Origin of the sequence: Natrinema salifodinae (assembly GCF_900110455.1) — an archaeon.
In the GTDB taxonomy this organism is placed as follows: domain Archaea; phylum Halobacteriota; class Halobacteria; order Halobacteriales; family Natrialbaceae; genus Natrinema; species Natrinema salifodinae.
Map to the genome: position 1 here is coordinate 404,407 of NZ_FOIS01000002.1, position 17,091 is coordinate 421,497.

The 17,091-nt window shown below is 67.8% G+C and carries 18 protein-coding genes; 8 read left to right on the forward strand and 10 right to left on the reverse strand.

Translation table 11 applies throughout. The annotated features are described in order from the left end of the window. Positions 1-95 precede the first annotated feature (95 nt). Together fen and BMY29_RS07420 are read left to right on the forward strand one after the other, a co-directional pair. Positions 96-1,073 (forward strand): flap endonuclease-1, encoded by a 978-nt coding sequence (fen, locus tag BMY29_RS07415; RefSeq protein WP_049988552.1) that lies wholly within the window; start codon positions 96-98, stop codon positions 1,071-1,073. Positions 1,074-1,179: 106 nt separating this feature from the next. Then, entirely contained in the window at positions 1,180-2,199 is a 1,020-nt protein-coding gene (locus BMY29_RS07420; protein WP_049988553.1) for a zinc-dependent alcohol dehydrogenase family protein, read from the forward strand. Between the two features lie 37 nt (positions 2,200-2,236). Here the strand turns inward: BMY29_RS07420 and BMY29_RS07425 are convergent, their stop codons facing one another. From BMY29_RS07425 to mvaD, 4 genes are all read right to left on the reverse strand, one after another. Continuing rightward, positions 2,237-3,439 (reverse strand): NAD(P)/FAD-dependent oxidoreductase, encoded by a 1,203-nt coding sequence (locus BMY29_RS07425; protein ID WP_049988554.1) that lies wholly within the window; start codon positions 3,437-3,439, stop codon positions 2,237-2,239. Positions 3,440-3,578: 139 nt separating this feature from the next. Next, positions 3,579-3,866 carry a HalOD1 output domain-containing protein gene (locus tag BMY29_RS07430; RefSeq protein WP_049988555.1) on the reverse strand — a complete coding sequence of 96 codons (288 nt, stop codon included), beginning with the start codon at positions 3,864-3,866 and terminating at the stop codon, positions 3,579-3,581. Between the two features lie 123 nt (positions 3,867-3,989). Further along, positions 3,990-4,460: an Lrp/AsnC family transcriptional regulator gene (locus BMY29_RS07435; RefSeq protein WP_049988556.1), complete on the reverse strand. Its 471-nt coding sequence runs from the start codon at positions 4,458-4,460 to the stop codon at positions 3,990-3,992. Positions 4,461-4,652: 192 nt separating this feature from the next. After that, positions 4,653-5,636, reverse strand: coding sequence for a phosphomevalonate decarboxylase MvaD (gene mvaD / locus BMY29_RS07440; RefSeq protein ID WP_049988557.1), 984 nt, complete (start codon positions 5,634-5,636; stop codon positions 4,653-4,655). Between the two features lie 273 nt (positions 5,637-5,909). Between mvaD and nth the strand changes: the two genes are divergently transcribed. Then, positions 5,910-6,593: an endonuclease III gene (nth, locus tag BMY29_RS07445; protein ID WP_049988730.1), complete on the forward strand. Its 684-nt coding sequence runs from the start codon at positions 5,910-5,912 to the stop codon at positions 6,591-6,593. 101 nt (positions 6,594-6,694) lie between these two features. Continuing rightward, entirely contained in the window at positions 6,695-6,955 is a 261-nt protein-coding gene (locus BMY29_RS07450; protein WP_049988558.1) for a hypothetical protein, read from the forward strand. 113 nt (positions 6,956-7,068) lie between these two features. On the opposite strand, the gene BMY29_RS07455 is transcribed toward BMY29_RS07450, so the two are convergent. Together BMY29_RS07455 and BMY29_RS07460 are read right to left on the reverse strand one after the other, a co-directional pair. Beyond that, a complete protein-coding gene (locus BMY29_RS07455) occupies positions 7,069-7,899 on the reverse strand; it encodes an NAD(+)/NADH kinase (protein ID WP_049988559.1) in 831 nt (276 codons plus the stop codon). Between the two features lie 110 nt (positions 7,900-8,009). Next, positions 8,010-9,320 carry a M28 family peptidase gene (locus tag BMY29_RS07460; RefSeq protein WP_049988560.1) on the reverse strand — a complete coding sequence of 437 codons (1,311 nt, stop codon included), beginning with the start codon at positions 9,318-9,320 and terminating at the stop codon, positions 8,010-8,012. Between the two features lie 145 nt (positions 9,321-9,465). Here BMY29_RS07460 and BMY29_RS07465 point away from each other — a divergent pair, with 145 nt between their 5' ends. The 4 genes from BMY29_RS07465 to BMY29_RS07480 all read left to right on the forward strand — a co-directional run bounded on the left by BMY29_RS07465 (position 9,466) and on the right by BMY29_RS07480 (position 11,821). Next, positions 9,466-10,530: a polyprenyl synthetase family protein gene (locus BMY29_RS07465; protein ID WP_049988561.1), complete on the forward strand. Its 1,065-nt coding sequence runs from the start codon at positions 9,466-9,468 to the stop codon at positions 10,528-10,530. Between the two features lie 131 nt (positions 10,531-10,661). Next, positions 10,662-11,057: a DUF7541 family protein gene (locus BMY29_RS07470; RefSeq protein ID WP_049988562.1), complete on the forward strand. Its 396-nt coding sequence runs from the start codon at positions 10,662-10,664 to the stop codon at positions 11,055-11,057. Between the two features lie 82 nt (positions 11,058-11,139). Continuing rightward, entirely contained in the window at positions 11,140-11,388 is a 249-nt protein-coding gene (locus tag BMY29_RS07475; RefSeq protein WP_049988563.1) for a DUF6684 family protein, read from the forward strand. A gap of 160 nt (positions 11,389-11,548) precedes the next feature. After that, a complete protein-coding gene (locus BMY29_RS07480; RefSeq protein ID WP_143067669.1) occupies positions 11,549-11,821 on the forward strand; it encodes a DUF7520 family protein in 273 nt (90 codons plus the stop codon). A 45-nt stretch (positions 11,822-11,866) separates the two neighbouring features. On the opposite strand, the gene BMY29_RS07485 is transcribed toward BMY29_RS07480, so the two are convergent. The 4 genes from BMY29_RS07485 to BMY29_RS07500 form a co-directional block, all read right to left on the reverse strand. Continuing rightward, entirely contained in the window at positions 11,867-13,567 is a 1,701-nt protein-coding gene (locus BMY29_RS07485; protein ID WP_049988565.1) for a methylmalonyl-CoA mutase family protein, read from the reverse strand. Between the two features lie 117 nt (positions 13,568-13,684). Further along, positions 13,685-14,425, reverse strand: a complete 741-nt coding sequence (locus BMY29_RS07490) for an SDR family oxidoreductase (RefSeq protein WP_049988566.1) — start codon at positions 14,423-14,425, stop codon at positions 13,685-13,687. 174 nt (positions 14,426-14,599) lie between these two features. Then, a complete protein-coding gene (locus tag BMY29_RS07495; protein WP_049988567.1) occupies positions 14,600-15,418 on the reverse strand; it encodes a CBS domain-containing protein in 819 nt (272 codons plus the stop codon). Between the two features lie 121 nt (positions 15,419-15,539). Continuing rightward, a complete protein-coding gene (locus tag BMY29_RS07500; RefSeq protein ID WP_049988568.1) occupies positions 15,540-17,072 on the reverse strand; it encodes a DHH family phosphoesterase in 1,533 nt (510 codons plus the stop codon). Between the last annotated feature and the right edge of the window lie 19 nt (positions 17,073-17,091).

Below are 17,091 nucleotides of genomic sequence, written 5' to 3' on the forward strand. Positions count from 1 at the left end.
TCGCGTCGCGCGTCGGCGCGCAGCGTCGCGACGAGCACCGACGAGGCGACTGCGAAGCCAACGATTCAAATCCCGGTCGACCCAAGTGACCGGCAATGGGAAACGCTGCACTTCGGGACATCGCCGTCATCGAGGAGATCCCCTTCGCGGACGTCGAGGGCGTCGTCGCCGTCGACGCGCACAACTGGCTCTACCGGTACCTGACCACGACGGTCAAGTGGACCGATAGCTCGAAGTACACGACCGCGGACGGGTCCGAGGTCGCCAACCTGGTCGGCATCGTCCAGGGGCTGCCGAAGTTCTTCGAGAACGACGTCACGCCGGTGATGGTCTTCGACGGCGGTCCCTCGGAACTGAAGACCGACGAGATCGAGTCCCGCCGGGAGCAACGCCGCAGCTACGAGGAGCAACTCGAGACCGCCCGCGAGGAGGGCGACGAGGTCGCCATCGCGCAACTCGAATCGCGCACGCAGCGGCTGACACCGACGATTCAGGAGACCAGCCGGGAACTGTTCCGACTGCTCGACGTGCCGATCGTCGAGGCGCCGGCCGAGGGGGAGGCCCAGGCCGCCCACATCGTCCGGCGCGGCGACGCCGACTACGTGGGCTCGGAGGACTACGACGCCCTGCTGTTCGGCGCGCCGCTGACGCTGCGCCAGCTGACGAGCAAGGGCGATCCCGAGCTGATGGACCTCGACGCCACGCTCGAGCACCACGACCTCACGCTCGAGCAGCTGATCGACGCGGCGATCCTCATCGGGACGGACTTCAACGAGGGCGTCTCCGGCATCGGTCCCAAAACGGCCATCTCGGCGATCACCGAACACGGCGACCTCTGGAGCGCCCTCGAGGCCCGCGGCGCCCACATCGAGCACGGCGACCGCGTCCGACAGCTCTTTCGCGACCCGAACGTCACCGACGACTACGAGTTCGACCCGACGATCGATCCGGACCTGGCGGCCGCGCGGGAGTACGTCACCGACGAGTGGGCCGTCGACCCCGACGAGGTCGAGCGCGGCTTCGAGCGCATCGAGGAGAGCGTCACGCAGACCGGACTCGACCGCTGGACGTGAGGACGACGGCGGACGCCGCCGCTCGCGTCTTGTCGGTTGCTCGCAGCACCGGTAAGGGGGTCGCCGGACGCAGGACCGAAGGGGCGCCCGCTCTTTCCCTCCCCCGATGAAAGCCTACGAAGTTCAGGAAGCCACGAGCGACTACGAGGGTGTCGTCCGGACCGACCGCGACCGTCCCGAGCCGGCCGCCGACGAGGCGCTCGTCCGAATCCGCGCGGCCTCGCTGAACTACCGCGACCTGGCCATCGCGAACGACGACCTCGCCTATCCGGGCGCGTCGCTGCCGGTCGTCCCCCTCTCCGACGGGGCCGGCGAGGTCGTCGCGGTCGGCGACCGGGTCGACCGCCTCTCGGAGGGCGACCGCGTCGCGACCCCCTTCGCCCCCGACTGGATCGACGGCGAGGGCACGCCCGAGAAGATCGCCCGAACCGCCGGCGGAAACATCGACGGCGCGCTCGCCGAGTACGTCACCTTCCCCGCCGCGAGCCTCCCGATTCTCCCCGATCACTTCTCCTACGAACAGGGTGCGACGCTGTCGTGTGCCGGCCTGACCGCCTGGCGAGCCCTCGTCGAGGACGGCGATCTCACCGCCGGCGAGACCGTCCTCGCGCTGGGAACCGGCGGCGTCTCGACGTTCGCGCTCCAGTTCGCGACGGTGCAGGGGGCCGAGGTCGTCGTCACCTCCTCGAGCGACGAGAAGCTCGAGCGCGCCCGCGAGCTCGGCGCCGCGGAGACGATCAACTACGAAGAGAACCCCGACTGGGGCGAGACCGTCCGGGAACTGACCGGCGGCGGGGTCGACCACGTCGTCGAGGTCGGCGGGCCGGGCACGCTCGAGCGTTCGCTGGCGGCCGCCGGGGTCAACGGCCACGTCCACCTCATCGGCGTGCTCGCCGGTCAGGACGGCCTGGTCCATCCGGGCCCGATGTTGCACAAGTCGCTCACCGTCGAGGGCGTGATGGGCGTCGGCAGCCGCGCGATGTTCGACCGGATGAACCGCGCCATGGAAGCCACCGAGCTGGAGCCGGTGATCGACCGCGTCTTCGACTTCGACGAGGTGCGGGAAGCCTACCGGTACCTCGAGGCCGGCGAGCACCAGGGGAAGGTCGTCGTTTCGCTCGACTGAGCGGGTCGGTCGCTGCGACTCGCCGCTGGCTCGCCGATCACCGATCGGGCCGAAACCGGTCCGGAAGGGCCTCACGGTACGCGAGCCCCACCGCGTCTTCGACGCCGCTGACGGCGGAGAGATAGCCGATCCCGACGCTCGTTTTCACCGCCTTGGCCGGCCGTCCGGTGAGGACGCGCTCGCCCAGCGTCGCGACCGCGTCGTCGCCGACGCTGACCGCCCAGCCTGGCGACTCGAACGAGAACGTCGCGAGTTCGGGCTCGGATCGGTCGGACCCGGCTTCACCGGCGGCGACCGATCCACCGGAACCGGTCCCGGTCTCGGTCGCCGCGATCCGAGAGATGTTCTCGGCGACCGTCTGCGCCTCGCGGACGGCGGCCTGGGCGCTCGCCGGGACTCGCTCCCCGTCGGCGTCGATCACGCTGACGGCGTCGCCCAGCGCGAACGTCCGCTCGTCGAGTCGGAGGTCGCCGTCCACGGGGGGTCGCTCCCCGGACAGCGCGTCGGCTCCGCGGAGGCCGCCGGTCCAGACGAACTGCTCGTACGCGACACGCTCGCCGGACTCGAGGTGGACGTGCGCCTCGTCGGCCCGCACGACGGTCGCCCCGGTCCGCACGTCGACGGCCTGGTCTTCCAGCGCGGCCCGAACCGCTCGCCGGAAGTTCGCCGGGAAGTTCGGCGCGACGCGCTCGAGTCGTTCGAGGATCGTGATCGTCGCGGCGCTGCCCTCCTCGCGGGCGAGCGCCGCGAGTTCGCCCGCGACCTGGACACCCGAGAGGCCGGCGCCGACGACGACGATCCGAGGGCTGGAGTTGGAGCCGCCGGTACGGAACGTTTCGAGCGCCGTCCGCCGAATCCGATTCGCGTGGACCAGGCGCTTGAGCGGCGTCGCGTGCTCGCGAACGCCGTCGATGCCGTAGTAGGCCGTCCGGGCGCCGAGACAGACCGCCGCCAGGTCGTAGGAGAGCGAGCCGGACGAGAGGGACACCGTGCGCTCGTCGAGATCGACGGCCTCGGCGCGGGCGACGCGGACGGCGGCTCGATCGAGCACCGCCGGCAGCGGAATCGTGATCGCCGCGGCGAGTTCCGGCCGTCGAATGACGCGGTGGAGTTCGTGCTGGACCAGGTGATCCGGGGTGGCGTCGACCAGGGTGAGGTCGACCTCGTCGGGGAGGTCCCGCTCGAGCAGCCGCGTCAGGGTCAGTCCCGCGTACCCCGCTCCGAGAACGACGACGTGCATACGACCGGATTCGGACTCGAAGCGTATAGAAATAGATGGGGCCGTCGGTCGGGACAGCTGTGTACCCGACAGCGGAACGGTAGCGACCCGGACCGCGGGCGGCTCGCGGTTCGGTCGAACTGAACGCACCGCGCCGCGCTCACTCGTCGGGCACTGTGTGCTCGTGGGAGCGGGGATCCTCGTCCGGTGCCGAAACGTCGACGCGACCGGCCCCGGTGACGACGACGGAACAACCGCTGTACCGGAACTGCACGCGGAGCTCTCGCGACCCGGAACGAACGATCGAATTGAGGGCTTCGGGTTCGATCACGTCGTAGAGCGGCGGTTCGAAATCGATCGGCGACGTGTCGTACGCGGTCGCCACGGCGTCGACGACCGCCTGGCTCGGCGAGCAATGCTCATCAGAAGGTGGACAGCTGTCGGTCATCGCCCTGGCTAGCGGAGACGCGTCCTAAAATATGTTGGAGATTAGATAAATTTTCGCGGGGACTTGAACCCGACGGTAGATTCCTCGGAACAGCACCAGTCTTCGGGGAAAGTGACGCGAAACTCACGCGTCGTTCGTATACTTCCTTCCGAGGTGGTTGAACGTCCGGTTGTTCTCCTCGACGACGACGCTCGTCGTCGTAATTTCGATGCCGAGGTCGTGGAGTTCGTCGGCGACCGCCTCCGCTCGGTCCTGAGATCGGGTGACGAGTTCCACGTGGAGGTCGTCTTCGTCGGTCAGCAGCCGCCTGACGGTGATGACGTTCTCGATGTCGCTCACCTTTGCGACGATGTCCTCGTCGCTCGCGTGGACCGTCCCGACGAGGAGCATCCGCTGTTCGAACCCGGCCTTCTCGTAGTCGATCGCGGGCGCGTATCCCGCGATGATCCCCCGCTCCTCGAGGTCGTTGATCCGGGAGGCGACAGTGCTCGCGGCGAGATCGACCTGCTCGCCGATCGATTCGGTCGTCGCGTTCCGGGCGTCGTCCTGAAGGGCGTGGAGGATCGCCATGTCGATCCTATCGAGATCCGCCATCAGTGTTCACTACGAGTAACCTACGTCAACGATCCATATGACTCTTCAGGCGTTCTTATTTGGAAAATCGGCAGTTGCAGCCGGCGATCACCAGCAGCCATCGCGATCGATCGACGACTCGGCGGTCACGACTCCGTCCGGAGAGCGGAGGCAAATTCGGGAGCTTCGCGGCGGAGAGTGGAGTTCCGGCTCTCAGAACAGGTGCTTGTCCTCGTCGAGCAGCTTCGCGGGTCCGCCGACGTCCCAGACGGTCGTGGAGACGCCGCAGTCGGCGACGGCCTCCTCGACCTCGTCGACGTGTTCCTCGGTGGTGTTGACGTAGACGCTGGCGCCGGTGTCGGTCGAGAAGTAAACGGGGATGTCCTCCTCCTCGCGGAGTTCGCGCACGCGGTTGAAGATCGCCAGGGTGGCCGGCTGCCAGTAGATCCACCCCTCGGGACCGGTCATCGTCGTCGCCGCGAGCGAGAGCGAATCGTGTTCGGCGAGTTCGAACGCGCGATCGAAGTCGTTCTCGCGGAGGGCGTCGCGCATCTCGGCGATCTGGCCGTGAATGTGAGCGTTTCGAGCCTGGAACATGTGGCTGTCGGCGGCCTCGCGGTGGGCGTCCTCGGTCTCCTTGTGGTAGGGGACCAGGCCGACGACGATTTTGAGGTCCTCGTGGAGGTCCGACGGGATGCGCCGGGAGCGACAGTCCTCGTCGTTGAGGCCGGTGTGGAGCTGCGAGAAGGCACCGGTGACCGCGCGCGCGGCGGAGGCGGAGCCGACGCGGGCGATCGTGGAGATCACCTGCTTGGAGGCGTCGATTTCGGCCGCCTCTGCCAAGGCCATCGCGGCGGCCGCGAAGCCGGACGAGGACGAGCCGAGTCCGACGTTAGAGGGGAAACTGTTCTCGCTCTCGAGGCGGACGGGGTAGACGGTGTGGGCGGCGTCGGACAGCGAGCGAGCCTTCTCGACGACGGCCTCGACCCGTTCGTACGCGCGTCCGTCGAGTTCCTCGCCGTCGACGACGAACGTGTCCTCCTCGTAGTCCATCGAGAACTCGACGGTCGTCCGAGTGTGGCTCGGCGCGGTGCAGACGCTGATACTATCGTGATAGGGGAGTCGCTCGATCTCGTCGCGCATCCCGTGATACTTGACTAACCCCTGAATGGGGTGGGCCATCGCCGTGGCTTTCATACCCTGATACGTGGCTGAGGGCCGCTTAAAGCTCACGGCATCCTTCTGGACCCCGTTATCGGGCCGCTCGGGCGCTCAATCGCCGCGTACGTGTTCATCTCCGCTGTCCACCGTCCCGCCGCCCTACCGCCCTCTCGATTACTGCTCCGTCGCGTCAGCCGCGTCGTCCGCATCGACGTCGGCCCCGCTCGCGTCCCCGCGGCCGCCAGGCGACTCGTCGCGCTGCCGTTCCGAACCGAACGGCTCAAATGCGCGCTCTCCAACGGATTCGGCATGGGAACCCCGCTCGAGACCCGCGCCGACCAGGCGGCGGAAGTCATCGATCGCCTCGAAGACGCGTACCCGGACTCGACGATCTCGCTGCGGTACTCGAACCGGCTGGAGCTGCTGATCGCGGTGATCCTCTCGGCCCAGTGTACCGACGAGCGGGTGAACAAAGAGACGAAACACCTCTTCGAGAAGTACGACGGGCCCGAGGACTACGCGAACGCGCCCCAGGAGGAGCTCGCGGAGGACCTGAACTCGATCACCTACTACAATAATAAGGCCAAGTACATCCGCAGCGCCTGCGAGACCATCGTTGAGGAGCACGACGGCGAGGTGCCGGACACGATGGACGAGCTGACGGAGCTTTCCGGCGTCGGCCGGAAGACAGCGAACGTCGTCCTCCAGCACGGCCACGACGTCGTCGAGGGGATCGTCGTCGACACGCACGTCCAGCGGCTCTCGCGGCGGCTCGGACTGACCGAGGAGGAGTATCCGGAGCAGATCGAGCAGGACCTGATGGGGATCGTCCCCGAGGGCTACTGGCAGCAGTTCACCCACCTCTGTATCGATCACGGACGGGCGACCTGTACGGCCCGCAATCCCGACTGCGCCGACTGTGTCCTGGCGGACGTCTGTCCGTCCGCGAAGGGCGACAGCGAGATCGATCTCGCCTCCGGCGAACCGTGGTAATCAGCCGGTATCGGCGCTGCTGACCCGATATCACCGACACGCCGACCCTCGCAAGCCCAACGCCTTTTCAGGGACCGACGATACCCTCAATCGGGATCACTATGTCCGACAACACCGACGAACGCGAGAACACCGGCAAGGACGAACACGGACGGGACGTCGAGCTCGCAAAAGAGAAGAGCGACCCCGAGGAGGCTCGAGACGAGGAGGAGCTCACCGAGGAAGAGAAGGAGGCCCGCGAGCGACAGGACGAGGAAGAACGACGTCAGGATATCGAGCAGCAGTCCGCGGAACGAGAGGCCGACGCCACCGAGAACGCGAACCCGGACCACCACCGAGACGAGCCACCGTACAACAGCTAACCTCGCTCCCGGCGCGATCGATTTCGCGTCCGCCCGTCCGACGGTAGCCAACGGCCGGTGGATCCCGCGTTTTTCGGCCGTTCCCGCTCCGTCCGAGGGACTGCTCTATCGTGTTACAATTCTGAATATCCTGGAACGACCAGCGTCGGGAGCGTTCCGACGACCGAGACGGTGACCCGGGAGTCGACGGTAACCGTTCCGACCGACCGGCCGTCGGCCACGAGGGTGACATCGCCCTCGTCGCGTTCGACCGTCACCGCGAGGTCGTCGTTCGGCAGCACCCACCGCCTGGTCTGGGTCACGAAGGGAGCGATCGGTGCGACCGCGAGCGCGTCGAGGGCCGGCGAGAGCTGGGGTGCCTCGACGGCGCTCGCGTAACCGTGGCTTCCCGCGGGCGTCGCCGCGACGACGCCGTCGGCGCGGAAGGTCGCGACGTCGGACCCCCGGCTTCGGACGCCGTACTCGGAGATCCGGGCCGGCTCGTCGGTGACCAGGGTCACGTCGAACAGCGCGCGTTCGTCGACGGCGGACGCGGAATCGGGGTCGTGGTCGTCAGCGCTCCCGGACTCGAGGGTAACGCCCAGCACGGATCGCGGCCGTCGGGCGACGTCCCCGTCGAGGACCGCATCGAGCGCGGCGACCAGGCCGTCGCGGACGACCGACTCGATTCCGGAGACGGGGCCAACCGGGAGAATCGGCGTGTCGACGCCGGTGCGGGCGGCCGCGGCCAGGGCGGCCTCGCCGGCCGTAACCAGCACCGACGGGTCGGCCGCGAGCACCTCCTCGAGATCGCCGCTGACGTGGGTCGCATCGACAGTCGAGAGCGTCGACGGGTCGATCGCGTCGATGTCGGCGCTCCCGCTCCGGTCAGCGTCGGTCGCCTCCCCCTCGCGATCGACGACGCCGACGACGGGGTCCTCGCCCGCGCTCCAGGCGGCATCCATGCCCGTCAGTTCACACGGGCCGCTCAAAAGCGTACGGTTGTCGGGCGCGCTCGCGTGCCGGCGTCCGATCGTCGCTCGCCTCGACGACGTCGACGATGGGTCGACGGCGCCTACGCGTCGTAGGGCCAATCGCCGGTGATCCGCATCCCCTCTGCGAGGTCCTGGGATTCGAGATCTTCGACGATGGCCGCGGGCTCCCGGTGGTCGATCGTCACGTCCTCGCGGGCGAGTTCGACGACGTACTCGGTCAGGAGGATCGCCTGTTCGCGCAGCGTCCGGGGTTCGAGTTTCTCGATCGTATCGGCGAAGGTATGACCCCAGCCGCGGCCGACGTCGTCCGCGGTCGACTTGACGTGACAGCCCGGGACGCCCCACTTGACCAGCGACCAGTGGTCGCTGTGTGGTCCGACCTGCGGCACCGTCTCGATCGGGTGGTCGTAGCGGTCCGCGACGTCGGTCGCCGCGTTCCGGAGCGCGTCGAACCCGTGCGTGACGATCGAGAGGGTCCGATTCCGGACGACGCCGTCGCTGTTGACGACCGCCTTGATCGACTCGAGGTCCGCCCGATCGGCGTAGCGTTCGGACCCGACCAGGCCGACCTCCTCCGCGCCGAAGGCGACGAACTCGACGCGGGTCTCGAGTTCGTCCTCGCGGGCCGCCAGGGCGGCGGCGAGTTCGACCACCATCGCGGTCCCCGCGCCGTTGTCCATCGCGCCCTCGGCAATGTCGTGGGCGTCGACGTGGCTCGTCACGAGCACGCGCTCGTCGGTGTCGGGGCCGAGTTCGGCGCGGACGTTCTGGCTCTCAGCGTCGTGAATGTCCGCCTCGACGGAGACCGTGATCGACTCGCCGTCGAACCGCCTGGCCAGGCGCGCGCCGACCTCGTTCGAGACGCCGACGGCGGGGATCTCACCGATCGGATCCTCGTCGGTGCCCACGCTGCCGGTCGGCGGCAGACAGCCCTCGACGTGGTTGCGGTAGACGAAGCCGACGGCGCCGTTTTCGACGGCGTGGTAGTACTTCTCCCGGCGGTGGACGTACCGGTCGTAGTAGTCCGGGATGTCGCTGCGGACCATCACGATCGCGTCCTCGACGTCGGTCGACTCGAAGTCCTCGGGGAGGCCGTAGCCGAGGTCGAGAAGCGGCGCGCCGACGCGCTCGGACGGACTGCGCGGCAGGGCGATGCAGTCCTGGGTCGTGTCGCCGGCCGTGATCGCGCTGTCGCCGCGCGTCCAGCCCTGAATGTCGAAGGTGTCGAGGCGGGCGTTTCGCGCGCCGGCGTCGGCCAGCGCGTCCCGGGTCAGTTCGGCCGCCTCGCGTTCGCCCTCGCTGCCGGCCATGCGGTTCCCGACGTCGACGAGGGCCTCGAGGTGGTCCCAGCCGACGTCGCTGGTGAAGATCGTGCCGATCCAGTCGGACATGAGTACGGCTGCAACGTGGCGACACTGCCGTGTAACGGTTCCGCTCGCCCGGGCCGGCGGCCGCGAGAACGCCGCAGTAGTTTGTCCCTGTTGTTGACACGACTAACTGCGAATCTTTTTTAGCCCGCTCCCTCTCGGATCGGGTATGCGGGAGACGCTTGCCGATTGGCGGCCGGCCATCGACGAGGCGATCGCCGACCTGGTCCCACGCGAGATCGACGCCGACTACCTCGAATCGTTCTTCGGCGCACCCACCTACGAGTACGATCCGGCGGGGATCCAGCACGCGCTGTCGACGCCGCTGTGGGATCTGCTCGACCGCGGCGGAAAGCGGTGGCGCGCGGTGCTCTTTCTCGTCTTCGTGGACGGATTCGGCGCGGATCCGGCCGAGTACCTACCCTACGCCTGTATTCCGGAGATTCTGCACAACGGCACGATCATCGTCGACGACGTCGAGGACGAGGCCACGATCCGACGCGGCGAACCGGCGTTACACCGCATCTACGGCCGCGACATCGCCCTCAACGCCGGCAACGCGATGTACTTCCTGCCGCTGAAAATTCTGACGCAGGACCCGGCCGACCTCCCGGCCGATCGCCGCCTGGCCGCCTACGAGATGCTGATGCACGAACTCAACCGGACCCACCTCGGCCAGGGGATGGACATCTGCTGGCACAACGAACGCGACGTCCGAATCGGGACCGAGGAGTACCTCGAGATGTGCGCGTGCAAGACCGGCTGTCTCGGCCGGATCGTCGCACGCCTGGCCGCGATCATCACCGACCAGCCGCCCGAAGTCGAGCGGGCCGTCGCCGAGTACGCGGAGCTAACCGCGGTCGCCTTCCAGATCGGCGACGACATCCTGGACGTCGAGAACTCGCTGGGCCGGGCCGGCGAGTTCGGCAAGGAGTTCGGCAACGACATCCGCGAGGGCAAGAAGACGCTGCTGGTCATCCACGCCCTTCAGGAGAGCGACGCCGAACAGGCACAGCGGCTACAGGAGATTCTCCAGGCCGACACCACCGCCGACGACGAGGTCCTCGAAGCCCTCGCGATCCTCGAGGACGTCGGCAGCATCGAGTACGCCCGGGAGCGTGCGCTCGACCTGGCCGCCGAGGCCCGAGCGGCGATCGCGGACCTGGACTTCGACGACGAGACGGCCTGGAAGCTCGACGAGTTCACCGAGTTCGTCATCGAGCGCGACGAGTAACGAGCCGACCGGCGTTCCGAATTCGCTCGCCTGCTTCCTCCTTGATTTCGATCATCGTCTCCATCCCCGGAACAGTCACAGCTGCCGAACGGCAGGGTCAGATACTACCCCCTGGACGTGGAAGGTCGGGTATGGCCGATCACTCGAGGCGGACCGAACCCGAGACCGACCGGACCGACGCCGCGACCCCGTGGCCGCTGCTCGTGGCCGTCGGCCTGGTCGGCTCGGAGGTCGGTATCGTCGTCGATCTCACGCCCGTCGCCGTCGGCGGCCTGGTGATCTTCGCCGCGAGCGTCGCCGGCATCCTGGCGGACGCCGACTACGTCGACCGCCCGCTCGCGCTCGCGGCCAAATTCGGCGCCGCGTTCGTCGCCGTCGGCGCGGTGTTGATCGCCCACGCGACCGGGACGGTGCCGATCGGGCTCCTCGATCCGCTGTCCGGCCTGGCGAGTCGCGGCGCGGCGTTAGTTGTCGCCGGCGTGGTGACGACGGTCGGGGCCGGGCTCCTGCGGTCGCGGCGCGCGTAACACAAGGTACCGAGTCGAAACCGACCCGAAAGCGACCGATCCATCCGAGTAAGAGAGACCCCTCCGAAACTAGTTTCAATCCATGAGCAGACGCGCCTTCGACGCGGAAATCGCGCTCGACCTCACAGTCAACCTGATCCCGTTCCTGATCATCGGGTTCTTCGTCGTCGTCTTCGCGGTGTTCAACCCCTGGGGATTCGACCCGCTGCAGTCGACGGTCCAGTTTGCCGTCCTGATCGTGACGATGGGGACGCTCGCATTCGTCACCTACTACGCAGCCAGGGCGATCGAGACCGACGACCACACGCGACACGACACGTCCGAGACGTGACGGCTGAACCCGTGTCAGTTGATGATGAGGACGAACCCGGTTAGCGCCATCAGGATCGCGATCCCGACCAGCAAGAGTAAGAACAGTTCCTTCTCTTCCATAGTCGCTCAGTCACCGTCGCGGCGCAAAAACCTACTTCCTGAGCGACGTACCGGCAGTCGTGTTCGACGATCGAACGATGGCGGGCCGGGGCGTCGTCGTCGGCCTCGGGCTCGCGTTAGTCGCCGCGACCGCCGCCTTCGGGGCCGTACTCGGCGCGACGCTCCCGGGACGGACCGGGCTCGAGGAGATCACCGTCCTCACGCTCGCGGTGCCGGTCTCGCCGGTCACGCTCGCGATCTACGGAGCCGTGGCCGTGGGCGGCCTGCTGATAGCGATCGGCGCCGTCGTCCGCGTCCTCTCGCGGTTCGACGAGGACGCCGTAGAGTCGTGATCGGGACCCGACACCCGACGGCCGCGACGGGCTCGAGACGCCCCGTCAGGCCAGGCCGATCTGCTCGCTGTAGGCGCCGTACTGATCCTCGAAGACGCCCATGATCTCGCCCATCGTGGCGTAGGCTTTCACCGCGTCCACGATGAACGGCATCGTGTTCTCGCCACGTTCGGTGGCCTGACGAAGGTCCTCGAGCGCGTCCTCGACGGCTGCGTCGTCCCGCTCGGCCGTGACGTCCTCGAGCCGACCGAGTTGGCGCTCCGCGGTGGTCTCGTCGATCTGGAGGATGTCGGGACTGGTGTCCTCCTCGAGGGTGTACTCGTTGACGCCGACGACGACCTCCTCGCCGCGCTCGACGCGCTCCTGATACTCGTAGGAGGCCTCCTGGATCTCCCGGAGGAAGTAGCCGTCGCCGATGCCCGTGAGGATGCCGTCGCGAACGGAGCCGTCGCCCATCTCGCGGATCGCTTCGATGTAGCGCATCGCACGTTCCTCGACCTCGTCGGTGAGCGTCTCGATGGCGAAGGAACCGCCCATCGGGTCGACGATGTCCGCGGCGCCGGATTCCTCGGCGATGATCTGTTGGGTGCGCAGGGCGACCCGGACGGCCTTTTCCGAGGGCAGCGCCAGGGCCTCGTCGAAGCTGTTCGTGTGCAGCGACTGGGTCCCGCCGAACACGCCGGCAAGCGCCTGAATCGTGACGCGAACGATGTTGTTCAGCGGCTGTTGGGCGGTCAGCGACTGACCCGCGGTCTGGGTGTGGAACTTGAGCCGCTTGGACTCGTCGGCCTCGGCGTCGTACCACTCGTCCATCACCCGGGCGTAGATCCGCCTGGCCGCGCGGAACTTCGCGATCTCCTCGAAGAAGGAGTTGTGGCAGTTGAAGAAAAACGACAGGCGCGGCGCGAACTCATCGACGTCGAGCCCGCGGTCCATCGCGTCCTCGACGTAGCCGAAGCCATCCGCGAGCGTAAAGGCGAGTTCCTGAACCGCCGTCGACCCCGCCTCGCGGATGTGATATCCGGAGATGGAGATCGGGTGGAACTTCGGCGTCTCCGCGGTACTGAACTCGACGACGTCCGTCACGAGATCCAGCGAGGGCTCCGGCGGAATCACCCACTCCTTCTGGGCGATGAACTCCTTGAACATGTCGTTCTGGAGGGTCCCGCGCAGCTTCTCGCGGGGGACGTCCCGCTGGTCGGCCAGCGCGACGTACATCGCGTAGATCACCGGCGCGGAGGGGTTGATCGTAAAGGAGGTCGAGATCTCCTCGAGGTCGATTCCGTCGAAAAGGATCTCCATGTCGCGGAGGGTATCGACGGCGACGCCCTCCCTGCCGATCTCGCCCTCGCTCATGGGGTCGTCCGAGTCCAGCCCCATCAGCGTCGGCATGTCGAAGGCCACCGAAAGCCCGGTCTGGCCCTCGTCGATCAGGTAGTGAAAGCGCTCGTTGGTTTCCTCGGCCGTCCCGAAGCCGGCGAACTGGCGCATCGTCCACGTCCGCCCGCGGTACATCGTCGGGTACGGCCCGCGAGTGTACGGCTCCTCGCCGGGGAACCCGAGGTCGTCGAGGTAATCGAGGTCCGAGACGTCCTCGGGCGTGTACAGCCGGTCTACCTCGTGGTTCGAGACCGTCGCGAACCGCTCTCGTCGCTCGCCGTGGCGCTCGAGCGTCGGCGCTACCGTCTCCGCCTCCCACCGCTCGCCGGCGTCGCGGATCTCCTCAAGTTCCTCATCATCGTACATGGTCGTAATATTTGCCGACAGAGCTATGAAGGTTCGGGCGCGACCGGTCGCGCTGAGAACGCGTCCGTTGTAGCCCACCCTCGGTCAGTTTCACTCTCGATCCGGTCCCGGAGGCGGTCAGATCCGGAGGTGTTCGCGCCCCGCTACCAGGCTGTCGTAGGCCCAGTCGATATCGACGCAGCGCTTCGGCGTGTCCGCCAGGCCGTCGCGACTGACGACTTCGACGGTACGGTTGCGCGCATCGGACGTGAACGGCGCGGCGGCCATGACCGCGGCGACGTCGGCCCGCGGGATCGATCCCGAGACGGAGTCGCCGCCTTCGCCGGCGATGACCTCGCCGCTAGGTGGGTCGTTCGTGAGTTTTCCCGGGCGGATAATCGTGTATCCGAGTCCGGACCGGCGCAGTGCCGTTTCGGCGTCTTGCTTGGCCCGCAACGTTCCTCGAACGAGGAGCCTGGTGGGCAGCGACAGCCCCGCTTTCGAGTTCCCGACGCCGATCGCGCTCTCGAAGACGAAGTAGGACACGTCCGCCGCGATCGCGGCGGTGACGAGGTTGATGACGCCGGTTCGATCGACCAGTTTGCTGCCGGTCACGTGGCGCAGGCCAGGCGACGTTCCGAGCGCGCAGTAGACGATGTCACAGTCTTCGACGGCGGCCACGGCGTCGGCGGACTCGAAGAAGTCGGCGACGATGACCTCGTCGGCTCCGTGGCGTTCGAGGGTGTCCGCGGCCGCGTACGATCGCGTGGTCGCGCGGACGGCGATCTCGGTCGGCCGCAGGACGGAGAGGAGTTCGATCCCGGTGTCGCCGCTGGCACCGGCGATGAGGATGCGGTCAGGTGTGCGTGATCCAGCCATCGAGCGAGGTACCGCACGGACACGGAAAACGGTCACCAGCGGTCGGCCGGACTGACTGTCCGCGGTCGGCAACTATGAGACGCCGTCGAAAATCGCCGCGGCCACAGGCCGTCGGACGCCCGATCGCCCGAGCGGTCCTGGGTTCGGCGCTGTCCGTCTGCGGCACCAGCCCGGCTACGGCTCCGCTCCGCCGTTGGACTGGAGCCGTTTCGTCGTCTGGACTAGCGGGTGGCGCGCGTAGTCGACCACTTCGATGTCGTCGATCCGTTCGAGCTCTTCCTTCTCGGCCGTCCGGGCCATGCCGAGGTCGATCTCGTCGTCGACGACGATGACGTAGGCGTCCATCTCGTCGATCCCCAGGCGGTCGGCCGCGAGCACGCGGTGATGACCGTCGGCAAGCAGGAGGGTCCCGGCGTTGTCGATGACCACCAGCGGTTCGGCCAGGCCGCGCTCGAGTTCGTACCGGCGGCCCTCGAGTTCGTCGGCGTACACGCGGCCCTGGGTGGGCGTGAGGTCGGCGAGGGGGACGGTCCGTCGTTCCTCGCGCAGGTCGACTTCGTGGATCTGTTCTAAGGTCCGCTTCAGTTTGCCGACCTTCTCGGGGGTCGCGCGCTCGATCTGGCTGCGGATAACGTCGGCGTTGGAAATGATGCCGACCAGGTTGCCCGCGTCGTCGACGACGGGAAGCTTCTGGATGCCCGATCGGAGGATGACACGGGCGGCGTCGGTGACCTTCATGTCGGGGTGGGCGACCAGAAGATCGGTCGTCATGACCCTGAAGATCGGATCGGTGTCGTCCGCGAGCAGCAGGTCGCGGGCGCTGATGAAACCTTCGACGCGTCGGCGCTCGCAGACGGGGAAGCCGCTGTGTTCCTCGCTCTCGTCGATTCGCGTCGCGACCTCGCCGACGGTCTCGTCGGGCGATACCGTGACGACGTCGCGCGTCATGTAGTCCTTAACCCGGGGCTTGGTCCGGTCCGACACGACCTCCATACGCTGACGAACGGGCGCCGCGCGCAAAAGCACTGTCACTGGCGCCGGTCTCCGACGCCGGGCGTGCCCGGCACGGAAGAGGGGCCGACGGAACGAGGGAGGACGAGCGGGACGTGACGGGTCAGGCGGACTCGGATCCCGACTCGCCGTCGCCGGCGTCGCTTCGTTTCGTGAACAGCCACTCGCTGGTCTGGTCGTAGGCGTCGACGGGAGTGCCGGGCCGCGTCTCGATGGCCTCGAAGAACCGGTTGGTGATGACCTCCTCGACGACGCTGACGATCGACTCGACCTCGTCCTCGTCGACCACTTCCTCGTCCTCGTCTTCGTCCGCGCTCCCGAGGATCCCGATCTCGAGTTGTGCGCCGGCCATATCGGCGTGGCCGCCGGCGCTGCCGATCCGCTCGAACGCGTCCCGGAGTGTCTCGCCGAGGTCGACGTCGTTGGCCCGCGAGCGTGCCGAGACGTAGACCATCTCGTCGTCGAACCCGAAGACGAGCGTCGTCTCGACCCCTTCCATCGCGAGCAGTTGATCGGCCGCCTGGGGAAGGGCGTCGCGGTCGCTGATTCGGCCGACGCTGGCGGCGGCCACCGAACCGCGCTGGATCCGGTTCTTGATCGCCCGCGCGATCGTCTCGAGCGTGTCGCCCTCGAGCGAGGGTTGTTCGATCTGCTCCAACAGCGACGTATCGACGTGGGGACACAGAATCGACGCGGCCCGGAAATCGGCCGGCGAGACCTCGCGGGTGAAGTCGTTCGTGTCGACCCGGATACCGTACAGCAGCGCCGTCGCCGTCGCCGGGTCGAAGGGGATGTCGAACTGATCGACGTACTCCGTCAGGACGGTGCTCGTCGCACCCGCACCCTGCCGCAGATCGACGTACTCGCCGGGGACCGGCCCGCGAGGCGGGTGGTGGTCGATGACGATATCGATGCGAAGGTCCGACGGTAACTGATCGTTGACGCCCGGCCGAGAGTGGTCGACGAGGGCGACGGCCGCGTACTCCGAGATCGACTCGTCGGGCGCGAGGTTGCGCAGATCCAGATCGAGCAAGTTGACCATCGCCCGGTTCTCCTGGTGGGAGATGTCGCCGAAATAGCAGGCGTCGGCCTCGACGCCGACCGACTCGGCGATGTCGACCAAGGCCACCGCGCTCGCGATGGCGTCCGGATCCGGGTTGTCGTGGGTGACGACCGCCAGGCGACCGTCGATAGCCGCGAGTTGCTGTCGGAGTTCGAGGGCGGCCTCGGCGGACGGACTGGCGGTCGCGTCGAGCACGCGGTCGGCCAGGGTCTGTCCCGGGCCGACGACGTGCTCCGCGAGGGCCTCGAACCGCTCGCGGTCGCCCGTCGTCGCGTTACCGCCCAGATAGGCCACGATCGACGCGTCGGGAAACCGGTCGCGCGCGGCCTCGAGCGCGGCCCGGTTGACGTCGGTGCGGTCGCTGGCCACGAAGATCACGTCCGGCATGTCCTCGGTCGCGATGGCCGCGGGATCGCTCGGATCGGCGCTGCGGGCCGGCACGCTCTCGTCGCGCAGGGTCTCGACGACGCTCTCGTCGTCGGTGATCGCGAGCAGCCGGCCGTCGCGCTCGGACAGTCGCTCGGTCACCTGGCGGCAGACGGTCCCGCAGCCGAGCACGAGCCGGAAAACCATGTATCGCGGCTTGTAACCC

Coding starts and splice junctions, on each gene's coding strand:
- fen (WP_049988552.1), top strand. CDS start 96: ATGGGAAACGCTGCACTTCGGGACATCGCCGTCATCGAGGAGATCCCC.
- BMY29_RS07420 (WP_049988553.1), top strand. CDS start 1,180: ATGAAAGCCTACGAAGTTCAGGAAGCCACGAGCGACTACGAGGGTGTC.
- BMY29_RS07425 (WP_049988554.1), bottom strand. CDS start 3,439: ATGCACGTCGTCGTTCTCGGAGCGGGGTACGCGGGACTGACCCTGACG.
- BMY29_RS07430 (WP_049988555.1), bottom strand. CDS start 3,866: ATGACCGACAGCTGTCCACCTTCTGATGAGCATTGCTCGCCGAGCCAG.
- BMY29_RS07435 (WP_049988556.1), bottom strand. CDS start 4,460: ATGGCGGATCTCGATAGGATCGACATGGCGATCCTCCACGCCCTTCAG.
- mvaD (WP_049988557.1), bottom strand. CDS start 5,636: ATGAAAGCCACGGCGATGGCCCACCCCATTCAGGGGTTAGTCAAGTAT.
- nth (WP_049988730.1), top strand. CDS start 5,910: ATGGGAACCCCGCTCGAGACCCGCGCCGACCAGGCGGCGGAAGTCATC.
- BMY29_RS07450 (WP_049988558.1), top strand. CDS start 6,695: ATGTCCGACAACACCGACGAACGCGAGAACACCGGCAAGGACGAACAC.
- BMY29_RS07455 (WP_049988559.1), bottom strand. CDS start 7,899: ATGGATGCCGCCTGGAGCGCGGGCGAGGACCCCGTCGTCGGCGTCGTC.
- BMY29_RS07460 (WP_049988560.1), bottom strand. CDS start 9,320: ATGTCCGACTGGATCGGCACGATCTTCACCAGCGACGTCGGCTGGGAC.
- BMY29_RS07465 (WP_049988561.1), top strand. CDS start 9,466: ATGCGGGAGACGCTTGCCGATTGGCGGCCGGCCATCGACGAGGCGATC.
- BMY29_RS07470 (WP_049988562.1), top strand. CDS start 10,662: ATGGCCGATCACTCGAGGCGGACCGAACCCGAGACCGACCGGACCGAC.
- BMY29_RS07475 (WP_049988563.1), top strand. CDS start 11,140: ATGAGCAGACGCGCCTTCGACGCGGAAATCGCGCTCGACCTCACAGTC.
- BMY29_RS07485 (WP_049988565.1), bottom strand. CDS start 13,567: ATGTACGATGATGAGGAACTTGAGGAGATCCGCGACGCCGGCGAGCGG.
- BMY29_RS07490 (WP_049988566.1), bottom strand. CDS start 14,425: ATGGCTGGATCACGCACACCTGACCGCATCCTCATCGCCGGTGCCAGC.
- BMY29_RS07495 (WP_049988567.1), bottom strand. CDS start 15,418: ATGGAGGTCGTGTCGGACCGGACCAAGCCCCGGGTTAAGGACTACATG.
- BMY29_RS07500 (WP_049988568.1), bottom strand. CDS start 17,072: ATGGTTTTCCGGCTCGTGCTCGGCTGCGGGACCGTCTGCCGCCAGGTG.